This is a genomic window from Paracoccus sp. Arc7-R13 (assembly GCF_004010775.1).
GTDB classification, from domain to species: domain Bacteria; phylum Pseudomonadota; class Alphaproteobacteria; order Rhodobacterales; family Rhodobacteraceae; genus Paracoccus; species Paracoccus marcusii.
Window position 1 is genome coordinate 380,843 of record NZ_CP034810.1, and the last position, 15,643, is coordinate 396,485.

Annotated in this window: 12 protein-coding genes; 3 read left to right on the forward strand and 9 right to left on the reverse strand. The window is 68.2% G+C overall.

Annotated features, from left to right (window positions below):
• Positions 1–5 precede the first annotated feature (5 nt).
• Positions 6–614: an HD domain-containing protein gene (locus EOJ32_RS01885; protein ID WP_127897516.1), complete on the forward strand. Its 609-nt coding sequence runs from the start codon at positions 6–8 to the stop codon at positions 612–614.
• Between the two features lie 54 nt (positions 615–668).
• Here the strand turns inward: EOJ32_RS01885 and EOJ32_RS01890 are convergent, their stop codons facing one another.
• From EOJ32_RS01890 to EOJ32_RS01900, 3 genes are all read right to left on the reverse strand, one after another.
• Positions 669–980: an H-NS family nucleoid-associated regulatory protein gene (locus EOJ32_RS01890; RefSeq protein ID WP_045981934.1), complete on the reverse strand. Its 312-nt coding sequence runs from the start codon at positions 978–980 to the stop codon at positions 669–671.
• 80 nt (positions 981–1,060) lie between these two features.
• A complete protein-coding gene (locus tag EOJ32_RS01895; protein WP_042252328.1) occupies positions 1,061–1,612 on the reverse strand; it encodes an ActR/PrrA/RegA family redox response regulator transcription factor in 552 nt (183 codons plus the stop codon).
• Positions 1,613–1,689: 77 nt separating this feature from the next.
• A complete protein-coding gene (locus tag EOJ32_RS01900) occupies positions 1,690–2,319 on the reverse strand; it encodes an SCO family protein (protein ID WP_127897517.1) in 630 nt (209 codons plus the stop codon).
• 92 nt (positions 2,320–2,411) lie between these two features.
• Here EOJ32_RS01900 and EOJ32_RS01905 point away from each other — a divergent pair, with 92 nt between their 5' ends.
• Both EOJ32_RS01905 and EOJ32_RS01910 read left to right on the forward strand, forming a co-directional pair.
• A complete protein-coding gene (locus tag EOJ32_RS01905) occupies positions 2,412–3,758 on the forward strand; it encodes an ActS/PrrB/RegB family redox-sensitive histidine kinase (RefSeq protein WP_240542474.1) in 1,347 nt (448 codons plus the stop codon).
• A 65-nt stretch (positions 3,759–3,823) separates the two neighbouring features.
• Positions 3,824–5,416, forward strand: a complete 1,593-nt coding sequence (locus EOJ32_RS01910) for a PAS-domain containing protein (protein WP_240542475.1) — start codon at positions 3,824–3,826, stop codon at positions 5,414–5,416.
• Here EOJ32_RS01910 and EOJ32_RS01915 read toward each other — a convergent pair whose 3' ends face one another.
• From EOJ32_RS01915 to EOJ32_RS01940, 6 genes are all read right to left on the reverse strand, one after another.
• Complete coding sequence (locus EOJ32_RS01915) at positions 5,417–9,895, reverse strand: translocation/assembly module TamB domain-containing protein (protein WP_127897518.1); 4,479 nt, start codon at positions 9,893–9,895, stop codon at positions 5,417–5,419.
• Entirely contained in the window at positions 9,895–11,754 is a 1,860-nt protein-coding gene (locus EOJ32_RS01920; RefSeq protein ID WP_127897519.1) for an autotransporter assembly complex family protein, read from the reverse strand. The genes EOJ32_RS01915 and EOJ32_RS01920 overlap by 1 nt, the downstream gene beginning before the upstream one ends.
• Before the next feature lie 113 nt (positions 11,755–11,867).
• Positions 11,868–12,794, reverse strand: a complete 927-nt coding sequence (locus EOJ32_RS01925) for a glucokinase (RefSeq protein WP_127897520.1) — start codon at positions 12,792–12,794, stop codon at positions 11,868–11,870.
• Between the two features lie 14 nt (positions 12,795–12,808).
• The gene (locus EOJ32_RS01930) at positions 12,809–13,915 is read right to left on the reverse strand and encodes an ABC transporter ATP-binding protein (protein ID WP_127897521.1); all 1,107 of its coding nucleotides are present in this window, start codon (positions 13,913–13,915) and stop codon (positions 12,809–12,811) included.
• Positions 13,916–13,918: 3 nt separating this feature from the next.
• Entirely contained in the window at positions 13,919–14,773 is an 855-nt protein-coding gene (locus tag EOJ32_RS01935) for a carbohydrate ABC transporter permease (RefSeq protein WP_045981927.1), read from the reverse strand.
• Positions 14,763–15,635, reverse strand: coding sequence for a carbohydrate ABC transporter permease (locus EOJ32_RS01940; protein WP_045981926.1), 873 nt, complete (start codon positions 15,633–15,635; stop codon positions 14,763–14,765). The genes EOJ32_RS01935 and EOJ32_RS01940 overlap by 11 nt, the downstream gene beginning before the upstream one ends.
• Positions 15,636–15,643 lie beyond the last annotated feature (8 nt).

Below are 15,643 nucleotides of genomic sequence, written 5' to 3' on the forward strand. Positions count from 1 at the left end.
GCCCGATGGCCAAGCCCGCATCGCGTGCCTGGCAGCGGATGCTGTCGGGCCGCAGGCTGGACCTGCTGGACCCGACGCCCTTCGACATCGAGATCGAGGACATCGCCCACGGTCTGGCCTTCGTCGCGCGCTGGAACGGCCAGACGCGCGGCGACTGGCCCTATTCGGTGGCCGAACATTCGTTGCTGGTGGAACAGATCTTCGACGGGCTGAACCCCGGCAGCGATCCCTGCTGGCAGCTGGCGGCCCTGCTGCATGATGCGCCGGAATACGTGATCGGGGACATGATCTCTCCGGTCAAGGCGGCATTGGGGCGGGAATACGGGGCGATGGACGAACGGCTGGCCTCGGCCATCCACCGTCGGTTCGGCCTGCCCGCGACGCTGCCCGTGACGGTCAAGCGGCGCATCAAGGCCGCCGACCGCGTGTCCGCCCGCCTGGAGGCCGTGACCATCGCAGGCTTTGCCCTGCCCGAAGCGCGGCGTCTTTTCCCCGTCCCCGAGGCGCAGATGCTGCCAGACCTGCAGATCACCCTGCGCCCGCCCGCCCAGACACGGGCCGCGTATCTTGAACGGTTCGCACAGCTGATCGCCCTGATCGACAAGACACTCTGAAACGCAAAAGGGGGCCGCAAGGACCCCCTGTCGATCACGTCGGCGATGCGTGGATCAGATCAGCAGATCGTCCAGCTCCTTGCCGCTTTCCAGGCATTCCTGCACCCAACGCGGTTTGCGGCCGCGACCCGTCCAGGTCATCGTCGGGTCCTGCGGGTTGGCGTATTTCGGGGCGACGGTCCCGGACTTGCGCGTCTTGGCGCCGGTCAGCTCGGACAGGTTGAAGCCATGCTCGCGCGCGGCTTCCTCGATGGCCGTCAGGGCTTCGCGCCGCTTGCGGTCCTCATAGGAGTTGATCGCGCGATCCAGCTTGGTCCGCAGGTCGCGCATTTCCTTGAGGGACATAGTGTCGAAATCGATGCTCATTGGTTCCGGTTTCTATATAGGGAATGTTAATCCCCATCCAATATAGACCGTTTTTTTAAACGTTCAATATATTTAAATCGTCATCGTGGTCCGCGTTTTGCCAGAATACGCTGCAATGTCCGGCGATGCATATGCAATCGGCGCGCGGTTTCACTCACATTACGCTCGCATTGCTCATAGACGCGTTGAATATGTTCCCACCGCACGCGATCCGCGGACATCGGGTTTTCCGGTGGCGGCGGCAGCAATTCACCGCTGGACAGCAATGCGGATGTCACGTCATTCGCGTCGGCGGGCTTTGCCAGATAATCTGTGGCACCCATCTTCACCGCGGCGACGGCCGTGGCGATGGCGCCGTATCCGGTCAGGACGATGATGCGGGCATCGGCGCGCCGTTCGCGCAGCGCCTCGACCACGTCAAGGCCGTTCCCGTCCTCCAGACGCAGGTCCACGACCGCGTAGGCGGGCGCACGACGTTCGATCAGGCGCATCGCACCGGCCACGGTCAGCGAGGTTTCCGGCTGAAACCCGCGCTTTTCCATCGCGCGCGCCAGGCGGGTCACGAAGATCTCGTCATCGTCGACCAGCAGCAGCGAGGCGTCGGGGCCGATTTGTGCGTTCAACTGATCCATCTGTTGGCCTTTTCACGGAATTTAACGGCAAATGGGAAGTCGCGCGGGCAATATCAAACCCCATGCGACAAACTGCCTTATGCAGAGGCATCGGCATAACAGGCGACGGTCTCGGCAATCTGTTCGGGGGTGGTTTCGCGGGAAAAGAATTCGACCGTCTTTCCGCCGGGCATCACCAGATAGGTATTTGTCATGTGATCGACCAGATAATATTCCTGATCCTCTTCGTCATTCAGCTTGAAGTAATTCCGCCAGCCCTTGTTTACGGCAGCAATCTCCTCGTCGCTGCCGGTCAGGCCGATCATGCGGTCGGAAAACAATTCGGTATAGTCCGCCAGAACCTCGGGGGTGTCGCGGCGGGGATCGACGGTGACAAAGACGGTCTGCACATCCTCTCCGGCCTCTGTCAGCAGGACCTCGGCTTCGGCGTTTCGGGCGCTGTCCAGGGGGCAGACGTCGGGGCAGAAGGTATAGCCGAAATAGAGAAGCGTCGGCTTGTCGAAGACATCCTGGTCGGTGACACGCTGGCCGTCGTCGCGCGTCAGGGTGAAGGGTGTGCCAAAGGCGTCCATGCCCCCCGCGACGCTGCTGCTGCTGCATTGCGCGAACTGGTCGTCACCCGGACGCATGGTCAGGAACAGCGCCCCGCCCGCCAGCACGCCGATGGCGGCCGCAGTGCCGATCAGCAGGATTTTCCGGTCCGTCATTGGCGGGCCTCCTTCGCGTGTCAAATGCCCGCATTGATCGTCCATCGGCGCGCGGGTATCAAGATCGGGCAATGTCGCAGCAAGGGTCGACGATGTCCACATCCACAGCCCCCGACGACATCGCCGATCCCGACCTGGACCAGGCCATGTCGCGGCCGATCGACACCCCCAAGGCCGAACCGATCCGCATACGCACGCTGGTGCTGTTGCGCTGGTTCGCCATCGGCGGGCAGATGGCCGCTGTCATCGTCGCGTGGATGATGGGCATCGGCTTCGTCAAGACGCCGATCATCCTGCTGATCGCGGCGTCGATCACCATGAACCTGTGGCTGTTTTTGCGCCCGCACAAACGGACCTCTCCGGGGCGCGCGGTGCGGCAGCTGTCCTTCGACCTGGTCCAGATCTCGACGCTGATGGCGCTGACCGGGGGGATGGCCAATCCCTTCGCGCTGCTGGTGCTGGCGCCGGTCACGATCGCGGCCGCGTCGCTGAACGCGCGGCAGGTGCTGGCCCTGGGGCTGGCCACGGTGGCGCTGATCTCGGTCGCGGCGGTCTTCGGGCTGCCGCTGCGCGATCCGGACGGCCAGATCCTGCGGATGGAGCCGATTCTGGCCGTCGGCCACTGGGTCGCGCTGGTCATTGGCGTGGTGTTCTTTGCGGGCTACGCGCATCGGGTGACGGCGGAACTGTCGGACACCTCGGGCGCGCTGTTCGCGACCCAGATGGCCCTGTCGCGCGAACAGCGCCTGCAGCATCTGGGCGGCGTCGTGGCGGCCGCCGCGCATGAGATGGGCACCCCCCTGGCCACCATCAAGCTGATCGCCGGCGAACTGGCGGACGAGCTGCGCGACCGCCCCGACCTGCATGCCGATGCCATCGCCCTGCGCGACAGCGCCGACCGCTGCGCGGCGATCCTGCGCAGCATGGGGCGCGCGGGCAAGGACGACCTGCACATGCGCGCGGCCCCGCTGCGCGCCGTGCTGGAGGACGCCGCCCAGCCCCACATGGACCGCGGCCCCCTGATCGAGATCCATGCCGAAGGCCCGGTGATCCACCGCGATCCGGCCATCATCCACGCGCTGCGCAACCTGATCCAGAACGCCGTCGATTTCGCCGAAAGCCGCGTCGTGATCGAGACCCAGGTGACGCAGGGCGCGCTGGTCGTCACGGTGCGCGACGACGGGCCGGGCTATCCGCCGCACCTGCTGTCGCGGATCGGCGACCCCTATCTGACCCGGCGCGCCGAGGCGCAGCGCGGCAGCTACGAAGGGATGGGCCTGGGTCTGTTCATCGCCAAGACCCTTCTGGAACGGTCGGGCGCGCGGCTGACCTTTGCCAATGGCGGGCCGGGTGCCATGGTGTCGGTGCGCTGGCCGCTGGACCGCATCCGCGCGCATGACCGGATCGCGCTGGCCCACAATCCGACCTTCGACGCCTGAGTTTCTTAACGCCCTGTTAATCAAGCCCGGATTATGGTCCCATCGAACGGAAGGGGGCGTCGGCAGTGGACATTCAGGGTGCAGGTCTTGTGGCGATGGCGGTCCTGTGCGGGACGGCGTCGGTTCTTCTGGCGGTGGCGGTGATCCGGGTCTGGGACCGCCGACAACCGGGCCAGGGCCGCGCGGCACGGGCGGGGCACGCGCTGGACGGCAAGGTGCAGCCGATGGTGTTCCTGTTCCGCGCCGCACGCCTGGTCGACGCGACCGCGCCGGCCCGCGCGCTGCTGGACCGGATGGGCGCGCCGGATGACGACTGGCTGCGTCTGATGCGCTGGATCGGACCGCGCTTTCCCGACGCGCCCGACCGCCTGTCCATGCTGCCCCGCCTTGGCCGGATCGAGCTGGTGGGCCAGCAGGGGCGGGGCAGCGCCACCCTGCGCCTTGTGGCCGAGGATCTGGGCGACCGGCTGTGGCGCGTCAGCGTCACCGATCCGGGTGCCGAACATGCGGGCATCGTGGTCGATTCGATGTCCCTGCAGGCGATGGAGGAGGAGCTGGACCTGCTGCGCGGCGCGCTGGACCAGACACCGATGCTGGTCTGGCGCCTGGATGAGGAGGACCGCGTGACCTGGGCCAACGCCGCCTATCTGCGCCGTGCCGAGGCCCGGTCCGACGAGGCGCTTGGTTGGCCCCTGCCCCGCCTGCTGGACGCGCCGCGCCCCGTGCCGGGTGCGGGCACCGCCACCCGCCGCGCCGGGCTGGAGGATCAGGGCGCGGTGTCCTGGTACGACTGCCACAGCCACCGCATGGGCGATGAGGTGATGATGTTCGCCCTGCCCGCGGACGCCGCCGTGCGCGCCGAACGCAGCCTGCGCGATTTCGTCCAGACCCTGACCAAGACATTCGCCGACCTGCCGATCGGGCTGGCGATCTTCGACCAGGGCCGGAACCTGCAGCTGTTCAACCCGGCGCTGATCGACCTGACGAACCTGCCGACGGGCTTCCTGACCGCGCGGCCGTCGCTGTTCGATTTCCTGGACCAGCTGCGCGAACAGCGCATGGTGCCCGAACCCAAGGACTATCGCAGCTGGCGACAGCACATGGCCAATCTGGAAAGCGCTGCCGCCAACGGCCACCACGTCGAGACATGGTCCCTGCCGGGCGGGCAGACCTATCGCGTGACCGGCCGCCCCCATCCCGACGGCGCGGTGGCCTTCCTGTTCGAGAACATCACGTCCGAAATGTCGCTGACCCGCGAATTCCGGGCAGAGCTGCTGCTGGGCGCGCATGTCCTGGACGGGCTGGAGGACGGGCTGGTGGTCTTTTCGGACGCAGGCCAGTTGGTCCTGTCGAACCAGGCCTATCGCGGCTTGTGGGGCGCGCCGCCCGAAAGCCTGGCCGATGCCATCGCCACCTGGGAGGCCGCGGCCCCCGCCGGGCGGGGCTTTGCGGCACTGCGCGACGCGCTGAACCATGCCGATGCCCCGCGGGCCAGCGGCGCGATGGCCGGCCCCCAGGGCCAGCTGCTGGGCTGGACCGTCACCATCCTGTCGGGCGGGCGGCGGATGCTGCGTTTCGGCATCGCCTCGGGACAGGTGATGTCCCAGGGCCTGCCCCAGGACACGCGCCCCCTGTCCAGCGCGATCGGCGCCGACTGATCAGTAGTCGCGCTCGAAGAACACCCCAAGCGAGCTGCCGCCGTCGCTGCCCACCGATCCCCGCGCCCGCAGCGACTGCGTGATGTCCAGGTTCAGGTTGATCGACGACCGCCCCCCCTCGCCCACCGAGACGTCGGTATAGACGTTCTCGGACAGATAGCGTCCGGCACGCAGTTCGATGTTGCCCTCGTCGTCGGTCGTCAGGTCCAGGTCGCCCAGGCCAGCGCTTTCGCGCAGGTTGCTGATGATCCCGTCACCGCCGCGCCCGGCCAGCACCGCGATGGCATTGGCCAACTGTGCCGCCTGAAGCGGGCTGATGCTGTCCAGCCCCCGCCCGAACAGCAGCTGGGACAGCACCTCTTCCTGCGGCAGTTCCGGAGAGGATTCGAAGGTGATGTCGGGGTCGCGGACCTCTCCGTCGATGATGATGCGGGTGGTGATCTCGTCGCGCTCGGTTTCGGCGACCAGGCGGATGACGGGGATCAGGCTGCCCTGCAGCTCGACCAGACCCTCGGTCAGGTTGAAGCGACTGCCCAGCAGGTCGACCCGGCCGCGGATCAGCTGCAGGTTGCCGATGGGGATCGCGTTGCGGGCGGTGCCCTGGATGCGGAAGCCGCCGCCCAGTTCCGCGTCGATCCCGCGGCCGCGGATGAACACCCGGTTGGGCGCATTGATGACCAGGTCCAGCGCCGGCGGCCGTCCCGGCGTGGCCGGCGGCCCCGACATGCCCGCGTCGCGCGAGGCTTGGCTGGGATAGGGCTCCAGCCCGGCCTTGGCGCGCGTGGCGCGGACCGGCGGGCGCTGGTTGCCGACATGGGTGATGTCGGGGATTGCCCGCGCGCCGCCCAGGCCGGTCGAGGGGATTCGGATCTCAGTCTCACCCAGGTCGATGCGGCCGGACAGGGTCTGGCCGGTCGCGGCCGTTCCGCTGAAGCGGACCTGCCCGTCGATGATCGTCTGGTACAGGTTCGGGTCGCGCAGCACGACCTGCGCCAGCGCGACCGAGATGTCGGTCGCCCCGTTCGTCAGGTCCACCGGCCCGGACAGCGTCACCCGCCCCCCGGCCGAGACGTTGGCCGCCCCGTCGATCTGCAGCCGCCCCGACTGGAACCCGGCGGTGACGTCGATCCCGTCCAGCCGCACGCCCAGGCCCGGATCGGCCAGCTGGCCGTTCGTCAGCTGCACCTGTCCCGACACCGCCTGCAGCGACGGGGCGCCCTGGACACGCAGGTTGATCGCCAGCGGGCCCGACACGCTGCGGGTCCGCAGGGTCGTGTTGGCCAGCGCGGAATCCGCGCTGCCATTGACGCCCAGATCGACGGTCGATCCGTCGCGGGCGGCGGTGCCCGCGATGCGCAGGTCGGTGCTGCCCGGCGCGGTGGTGCGCAGGTCGACCGCAAAGGACGGGCCCTCCTCGCGCACGGTTCCGGTCACCGCGACGGCGCCCGGAAATTCGGGGACGATCAGTCCCAGATCGGCCAGCCGCGCGTTCAGGTTGATGCCCGTCGCGGGCGCCCCGTCCGCGGTCACCTGCAGTTGAGGGTTGGTCACGTTCAGCCGCTGGACCGAGATGCCCTGCGCCCCCTGGCTGGCGGCCACATCGAACCGGGTCTGCCCTGCCAGGATCGGATCGATCCGCGGCTGGCCCAGGGACAGGCCGCTGGCGGTTCCGGTGGTCTCGATCCGGCGCGTGGTGCCGTCATCGGTCAGCCGCGCGTCGGCCTGGACCGCGCCGCTGATGCCGTTGCCCAGGAACCGCAGATCGCCCGCGTTCAGCGTGGCCGCGACATCGGTCGCCCCGGCGCCGACCTGGCCCGTGGCACTGGCCGACAGGCGCGGGTTCTCGACCTGCGCGGTGTCGATGGTGAAGATGCCGCCCTGTTCGGTGCCGGTCACGGACAGGCGCGTCTCGCCCGCAAGGGCGCCGTCCACCTGCGCCTGGCCGAAGGACAGGTCGCGCCCGGTCCCGGTCACGGCCAGCCTGCGGATGCCGTCACCGGCCTCGGCAAAGCTGCCCTGCGCCTGCAGGCTGCCGCGCCATCCCGGCCCGAAGGGCGCCAACGACGCGACGTTCACGTCGCCGGTCAGATCGGTGACGCCCGGACCATAGGTTCCCTGCACCACCGCGCGCATCTGGTCATTGGTCAGCCGGCCCTCGGTGATCGTCACGACCCCGTCGCGTTCCGACGCCTGCAGCGCCAGCTGGGTCGTCCCGGTCAGCGCGCCATCCGCCCCCGTCGCGCCCAGGGACAGGTCCTGCCCGCTGCCCGTGACGTCGATCAGCCTTGCGCCATCCTCCTCGCGCAGCGTGGCGCGGGCCTGAAATCCGCCCGCCCAATCGGCGCGGATCGAGGACAGGTCAACGACCGCCACCTGCGCGACGGCGTCCAGCGCGCCTTGGGCAAAGCTGCCCTGCGCATCCGCGCTCAGCTGCGGGTTGGCCAGCCGGAAATCCTCCAGCTGAAAGCCCTGCGCCGTCTGCAGCGCGCTGGCGGTCAGCTCGGTCTGCCCGCTCAGCGCATTGTCCAGCGCCTCGATGCCGATGCGCAGATCCTGGGCCTGCCCGTTCAGGGTCAGGCGGCGCTGGTTCTGCGGTCCGGTGACCTCGGCCGTGGCATCCAGCGACCCGCCCAGTTCGGGGCCGGCATCCGCCAGCGACGGCATGGACACCTGCGCGCGCAGATTGCTGGAGGTCGAGTTGATCAGGCCCTGCGCGGTCGCGGTCAGGCGGCTGGCGTTGACGCGGAAATCCTCGACCTCAAGGCCCAGCTCGTCGCGGCGCGCCTGCAGCAGGATCGTGGATTCGCCGTCCAGCAGCCGGTCCAGCTGCGGCTGGTCCAGCGCGATGTCGCGGCCCGACACGCGCGCGTCGATGTCGAAGCTGCGGTTCAGCAGGACGTAATAGCCCTCGACCGTGGCATCCGCGCTGCCGGTCAGCGGCCGGCCCGCGACGCCCGACAGGCGCGTCAGGTCGGTATACCGGGCACCCGCATCCACCGACAGCGTGATGCCGCTGCCCAGGCCCGAGACCAGGAAGTTGCCGTCCAGACCGTAATCCGCGCCGCGGACCCGCAGGTTGGTGATGTCGACTGCGTTGCCGGGGGTAAAGTTGAACCCGGTCCGCCCCTCGATCTGCGGGCCCACGGCCTCGGCCAGGGACGCGTCGTCGAAATCCAGATCGCGGGCGGCAAAGTCGATGGCGCCGATGACCTCGGACAGGGCGCCCTCGTCCAGGAAGATCTGGCCGCGCCCGGCCAGGTCCAGCGCGCCAAGCGCCACCCCGTCCAGGTTCAGCGCGCCGATGCCCCCGTCCAGGCGCCAGCCGTCGCTTTGCGCCGCGTCATAGTCAAAGGTCAGCCGCCCGGAATCCACCGTCGCCCCCTCGCCCGCGAAGGGCAGCGGGACGGGCACCTGCGGGGCGCCCGCGTCGCGGCCCAGCATCACCTGCAGGTTGGCCTGCTGGGGCGCGGACTGGTCGTTCGTCGACAGCGACCCGGCAATGCGCAGCGCCTCGGTGCGGATGTCCAGACGCGGAATGTCCAGGCGGCCAGTCTCGGCCCGCCAGCCTTCGGCCAGCAGCTGGGTGTCCTGGCCAAAGAAGGCCCGGTCCTGCGGGCGCAGCAGCGACGCGACATCGCCGCCCAGCTGGAACCGGAATCCGGTGCCGGGGGTGCCGTCGGCGCCGGTCTGGCCGTTTGCGCTGACCTTTCCGGTGATGCGGGGCTGGCCGTTCGTGGCCAGACGGATGTCGGCGGCGAAATCGCGGATCTGGCCCTCGCCGCTGATCTGGGCGGTCAGGGCGGGCTTGTCATAGATGCCGACAAGGTTGGCCAGCAGGCCGTCGGCGGCCTCGTCCAGGCCCAGGTTCAGGCGCAGGATCTGCGTCTCGTTGGCATAGCCTGCGTCCAGCACGAACTGGCCGCGCGGGCCGTCCAGGCGGTCGACGGTCAGCTGGGCCGTGCCCTCGCCCCCCTCAAGGCTGATGCCGCCCGAGATGCTCAGCGCGGCCTCGACCCCGATGACCGGTTCGCCCAGCATCACGCGGTCGGCGCGGATCTGTTCGATGTTCAGCGACACGGGCAGTTCGGGCAGCGCAAAGACCGGCGCCTCGGCCTGCACGGCCGGTTCGTCCGACTGTGGCAGGCGGGGCAGCAGGATCTCGTCGGCGGACAGCTCCGCGATCTCGATCCGGCGGCGCAGCAGGGCGCTGCGGTTCCACTGGATCGCGCCGTTGCGCAGGGTCAGATAGGCGCCGTCCTCGTCCGAGATGCGCAGTTCGGTGAAGGTCGCGCGCGAGGACAGCGCGCCCTGGAACCCCTCGATCACCACCTGGCGCCCCTCTCCGGACAGGTTGCTTTCCAGCAGTCCGGTCAGAAATCCGCGGTCGCTGTCGGCCTCGGCGCTGATCTCGGCGGCGCTTTGGCCCAGCGCGGCCATCGGGAACAAGACGACAAAGGCGGTGATCCAGAACTTGCGCATTAGAATGCCTGCCCCAATCCAAGGTAAAGTTGCACGCCGTTGCCGGTGTCGCCGCTGACCGGCCCGGCCACGTCGAACCGCAGCGGCCCGATCGGCGTGTCATAGCGCACGCCCAGACCGGCGCCCGCGTGATCGTCGCCCTCGCCGCCGAAGGCGTCGCCCGTCCAGACCTGGCCGTAATCGGCAAAGGCCACGACGCCGATCTTCTCGCGCACCTGGACGCGGAATTCGGCCGTGGCGCTGGCGACCGACAGGCCACCGGTCTTGATCGGGCCGTCCGGGCCCGCGATTTCCTCGACCCCCAGGGACTGATAGGGATGGCCGCGCACTGTGCCGCCCCCGCCCGAGAAGAACAGATAGTTGCGCGGCGTCGTGGCAAGCTCGCTGCCAAAGACCGACCCCGCCCGCGCCCGGCCCGCCAGGGTGAACCGGTCATCGGCGCCGAACGACCGGAAGGCCCGCCCCTCGGCCAGGGCGCGCAGGCCGGAACTGGTATCCTCGAATCCGGCAAAGGGCGTCACCTCGGCGGACAGATAGAAGCCGCGCTTGGCGTTGTTCTGATCCTCGCGGCGGTCCCAGATCACGTCCATCGGCAGGGCCAGGACCTTGAAGTCGGTGCGCCCGTTGGCGTCGAAGACGCGCGAGTACTGGTATTCCAGCGCCGCGTCGGCGGTCAGGCGGTCGCTGAAGATGTGGTTCAGACCGAAACCCAACGTCGCCAGGTCCTCGTCGTAATCCTCCTCGCGCATCTGGGCCACCTCGGCCTCGACATAGGCGGTGGTGTCGGGGGTGATCGTGGCGGGGCGTTCCAGACGGATCGTCAGCTCGTCGTCGCGGTCGCTGGTCTCGGATCCGATGTCCTTGATCCGCCCGTCGATGCGCAGACGTTCGCCCCCGCCCAGCAGGTTACGGTGCATCCAATAGGCCGACACCAGCGCCCCGTCCGTGGTCGAGATCTCGGCACCGGCCCCGATGCGCCGGGGGGGCTGTTCGACCACGGCCAGGTCCACGTCCAGCGTGTTGCCGGGGCTCAGCGTCTCTGCCTCCTGCAGGGTGATCGCCGAGAACACGCCGGTGCGGCGCAGGCGCTGGCGGACGGTGTCCAGTTCCTGGGGGTCGAAGCGCTCCCCCTCGGGGAAGCCGGCGATCTTGCGCAGGCGGCGTTCGTTCAGGCGCTGGTTGCCGCTGACGGACATGCGCCCGAAGGTGACGGCCGGGCCGGGTGACAGGGCGATGCGGCTGTCGACCTGATCGGCGTCGTGATCGGCCACGATCTGCTGGTCGGCGACATCGGCCTTGGCATGGCCATAGGCGCGCCAGCCGTCCACACCCGCCAGGGCCGTGCTGCGCATGACGCCGGTGCCCGCGATCTCGCCCGTGGCGTATTCGTCCGGGACCTCGGTGCCGGGGGCCACCGGGGCCATCTGGGCGCGTGAGAAGCGGAAGACCGGGCCGGGATCGACGGTCACGACGACACGGGACACCTGGGCGGGCGCGTCCAGGGGCGCCACCTCGGCGGCCTCGACCCCGTCCAGGGTGATGGTCACGGCGCCGTCGTAGAACCCCTGATCGTACAGCAGGCCCAGGATGCGGGCGTAATCGCCGCGCGCGGCTGCCAGCACGTCCTGTCCGGTGGTGCGATCCTCGTTCAGCGCGCCGGTCAGCAGCAGCGACTGGCGGATCTGGCGGGTCAGCCCCTCGTCCCCGCCGGCGACCTGCACGTCCAGCGCGACGGGCCCCTCGGATTCGCTGCTGCCGCCGAACAGGCCCGAGAACGGAGAGCTGCTTTGCGCCATCGCGGCACCCGCCACGCCAAGCGCCGTCCCTGCCACCAGGATCGCCCTAAGATATGCCCGCATCGCCTGCCCCGTCTTTTTGCTTGCGGCAATTCAAACAGGATCGACGGGGCGAATCCAGCAATCTTTGGGGATTTTCCCGGATTGGCAGTTAACCTTTGCGGGACCGGCGAAGCTTAGCCCAGGGCCGCCAGGCAGCCGTGCAGCGCCGCCATATCGTCGCGGATCAGAAAGACCGGCGTGTTTTCAGGGATATGGCGCATGTGGCTTTCCGCCAGGAAGGCCGGTTCGAACAGCGCCATCCGGTCGGCGATGCTGCGGCCCACGCTGCCGGCCAGGAACAGCCCCTCCAGCGGCATGAAGCGCAGCGACAGTTCGCGGCACAACAGCCCGACCAGTTCGGCGAACAGGTCATAGGTCGCGACGGCCGCCGGATCGCCCGCCTCGGCGGCGCGGGCGACGTCCTCGCTGCGCATGGGGGCGGTGCCGGTCATCGCGGCGTGCAGGCGCGACAGGCCGCGGCCCGCGAACGTCTCCTCGGTCGAGAAGAAGCCGGCCGCGGCGTCGGTGCCGACGCGGTCCTGCAGGCGGGCCATGATGTTGGCGGGCAGATGGGTGTGCCCCTCCTCGGCCTCAAGGACGGTGATCGCGCCGCCGGGCAGCACGCGCACCGCGCAGACGTTGAAGCCGGTGCCCAGGCCCACGACCAGCGCCTGCCCGTTGCGGGCGCGGGTCACGGGGGCCGCGCGCAGCGTGCCCAGCTGTTCGCCCGCCAGCGACGGGGTGGAATAGCCAAGCGCCGACAGGTCGTTGATCAGCCTCACCTGGTCGGCATCGGTCAGCCGCGCCAGGTTGTCCTCGTCAAAGGACCAGTCGCGGTTGGTCAGCCGCGCGCGTCCGCCGCTGACCGGTCCCGCCACGGCGATGCACATGGACGAGATGTTGGGCTGGTGCTGTTCCGCCATGAACTGGCGCACCACGTCGTCGAAGCTGGCAAAGTCGTCGCCCTTGAAGCGGGTGACCGTGCCGGCGTCGATGGACCCGTTGCGCGCGATCGCCATCCGCGCATTGGTTCCGCCCACATCGCCCAGAAGCATCGCCATGCTGTCACCCCTTCTCAGTTCAGCCGTTCCCCGTCCTTAGGCGAGAAGTACGACACTTTCGAGAGGTCGAATGCCAGCGGAAACGGCTGGCGCGCCCGGACGGCGCTTTCCGCGCGCAGCCGCGCGGTGACCGCCTTGCCGCCCAGATGGGTCACGGCGAAGGTGTCGGCACCCGCCGGTTCGACGATCTCGATCATCACGTCGCCGCCCGCACCCTGCGCGGTTCCGGGCAGATGGGCGTTGCCCGTCGCCTCGTGGATGTCCTCGGGGCGCACGCCCAGGACGATCTGGTCGGGCAGGTCGCGGGCCACCGGGTCGGTGATGACCAGCGGCGTGTCGCCGGGACGGTCGATCTCGATCCGGGTCTGGCCCGCCTCGGACCGGACGCGGGCCGGGATCAGGTTCATCGCCGGGCTGCCCATGAAATCGGCCACGAACATGTTGGCGGGCTTGTTGTAGATCTCGCCCGGGGTGCCGATCTGCTGGATCACCCCGCCCTTCATGACGACGATCTTGGTGGCCAGCGTCATCGCCTCGATCTGGTCATGGGTGACATAGACGATGGATGCGTTCAGGTCCTGGTGCAGCTTCTTGATCTCGGTCCGCATGGACACGCGCAGCTTCGCGTCTAGGTTGGACAGCGGTTCGTCGAACAGGAACAGCGCGGGGTCGCGGACTAGGGCACGACCCATGGCGACGCGCTGGCGCTGGCCGCCCGACAGCTGGCCTGGCTTGCGGTCCAGAAGCGGCTCGATCTGCAGCTGGCGCGAGACCTCGGCCAGCTTGGTGGCCTGGGTCGCCTTGTCGACGCCGCGCACCTTCATGCCGAAGGTGATGTTCTTGGCGACCGACATCGTCGGGTAGAGCGCATAGGACTGGAACACCATCGCGATGTCGCGGTCCTTGGGGCTGACGCCCGTCACGTCGCGGTCGGCGATGCGGATGGCGCCGCCGGTGATCGGCTCCAGCCCCGCGATGCAGTTCAGCAGCGTGGACTTGCCGCAGCCCGACGGGCCGACCAGCACCAGGAAGTCGCCCTCGTCGATGCTGATGTTGATGTCGTGCAGAATATGGGTGTCGCCATAGGCTTTCTGCAGGTGGTCGATTTCCAGAATGGGCATGGCTTATCCCTTGACGCTGCCGGCGGTCAGGCCGCGGATGAAGTATTTGCCGGCGACGACATAGACCAGCAGCGTGGGCAGGGCGGCGATGATCGCCGCGGCCATGTCCACGTTGTAGGCTTTGACGCCGGTGGTGGAGTTGACGATGTTGTTCAGCGCGACGGTCACGGGCTGCGACCCGGCCCCGCTGAAGCTGACGCCGAACAGGAAGTCGTTCCAGATCTGCGTGAACTGCCAGATGACCGACACGGTGATGATCGGCAGCGAGATGGGCAGGAAGATCGACCAGAAGATGCGGAAGAACCCTGCCCCGTCGACCTTGGCCGCGCGCACCAGTTCCTGCGGGATGGTGACATAGTAGTTGCGGAAGAACAGAGTGGTGAAGCCCAGGCCATAGATCACGTGGACGAAGATCAGCCCCGGGATGGTGCCCGCAAGACCCATCAGGCCCAGCATCTGCGCCATCGGCAGCAGCACCACCTGGAACGGGATGAAGCAGCCGAACAGGATCGCGGCAAAGAACAGGTTCGCGCCGCGGAACCGCCACTGGGCGAAGACATAGCCGTTCAGCGCGCCGATGATGGTCGAGATCATCACCGCGGGCACGGCCATCAGGACGCTGTTCCAGAAGAACGGGCGCAGGCCCTCACACTGGGTGCCGGCGCAGGCGGACGACCAGGCCTCGGCCCAGGGGGCGAAGGTGATCTCGCGCGGCAGGGCCAGCAGGCTGCCGGTGCGGATCTCCTCCAAGGATTTCAGCGATGTCGTCAGCATGACGAACAGCGGCATCAGATAGAACAGGGCGAACAGGATCAGGATCCCGTACAGGCCCCACCGCAGCACGGTCTTACTTGTCATGGCGCGGCCTCAATTCGCTGTAGAGATAGGGAACCACGATGGCAAAGATGACCATCATCATGATCATGGCGCTGGACGCCGCCTGCCCCAGGTCGCCGCGCGAGAACGCCATGGCGTACATGTAGGTCGCGGGCAGGTCGGTGGCATAGCCCGGTCCGCCGCCGGTCAGCGCGATGACCAGGTCGAACGCCTTGATCGCCAGGTGCGCCAGCACGATGAAGGCCGACAGGAAGATCGGCGCCATCGTCGGGATGATGATCGCGGAATAGATGCGGTGCGTGGGAATGCCGTCGACCTGGGCCGCGCGGATGATCTCGGTGTCGACCGAACGCAGTCCGGCCAGGAACAGCGCCATCACGAACCCGGATGCCTGCCAGACGGCCGCCAGCACGACGGTATAGATCGCCATTTCGGGCTTGATCAGCCAGTCGAAGGTGAAATTTTCGAACCCCCAGCCGCGGATCGCCTGCTGGATGCCCAGGCCCGGGTTCAGGATCCATTTCCAGGCGGTGCCCGTCACGATCAGCGACAGCGCCATGGGATAGAGATAGATGGTGCGCAGGACGCCCTCGGCCCGGATCTTCTGGTCCAGGAAGATCGCCAGCATCAGCCCGATCGCCATCGAGATGACGATGAACAGGGCGCCGAAGATGAACAGGTTGTTCATCGCCACGTCCCAGCGGGGGGCGTCGAACAGCCGCTGATATTGCGTGATACCGTCCAGTTCATAGCGCGGCATCAGCCGCGAGCGGGTGAAGCTGATCCAGGCCGTCCAGGCGATGAAGCCATAGACAAAGACCAGGATCGCCACGAAGGACGGCGCCAAGACGACCTTGGGCACGTTGCGTTCAAGCCATTCCATTTCCGGTA

Bases quoted from the DNA above. Each gene is read 5' to 3' on its own strand.
- EOJ32_RS01885 (WP_127897516.1), top strand. From the start codon at position 6: ATGGCCAAGCCCGCATCGCGTGCCTGGCAGCGGATGCTGTCGGGCCGC.
- EOJ32_RS01925 (WP_127897520.1), bottom strand. From the start codon at position 12,794: ATGGCGATGCTTCTGGGCGATGTGGGCGGAACCAATGCGCGGATGGCG.
- EOJ32_RS01920 (WP_127897519.1), bottom strand. From the start codon at position 11,754: ATGCGGGCATATCTTAGGGCGATCCTGGTGGCAGGGACGGCGCTTGGC.
- EOJ32_RS01890 (WP_045981934.1), bottom strand. From the start codon at position 980: ATGAGCATCGATTTCGACACTATGTCCCTCAAGGAAATGCGCGACCTG.
- EOJ32_RS01935 (WP_045981927.1), bottom strand. From the start codon at position 14,773: ATGACAAGTAAGACCGTGCTGCGGTGGGGCCTGTACGGGATCCTGATC.
- EOJ32_RS01940 (WP_045981926.1), bottom strand. From the start codon at position 15,635: ATGGAATGGCTTGAACGCAACGTGCCCAAGGTCGTCTTGGCGCCGTCC.
- EOJ32_RS01900 (WP_127897517.1), bottom strand. From the start codon at position 2,319: ATGACGGACCGGAAAATCCTGCTGATCGGCACTGCGGCCGCCATCGGC.
- EOJ32_RS01895 (WP_042252328.1), bottom strand. From the start codon at position 1,612: ATGGATCAGTTGAACGCACAAATCGGCCCCGACGCCTCGCTGCTGCTG.
- EOJ32_RS01930 (WP_127897521.1), bottom strand. From the start codon at position 13,915: ATGCCCATTCTGGAAATCGACCACCTGCAGAAAGCCTATGGCGACACC.
- EOJ32_RS01905 (WP_240542474.1), top strand. From the start codon at position 2,412: ATGTCCACATCCACAGCCCCCGACGACATCGCCGATCCCGACCTGGAC.
- EOJ32_RS01915 (WP_127897518.1), bottom strand. From the start codon at position 9,895: ATGCGCAAGTTCTGGATCACCGCCTTTGTCGTCTTGTTCCCGATGGCC.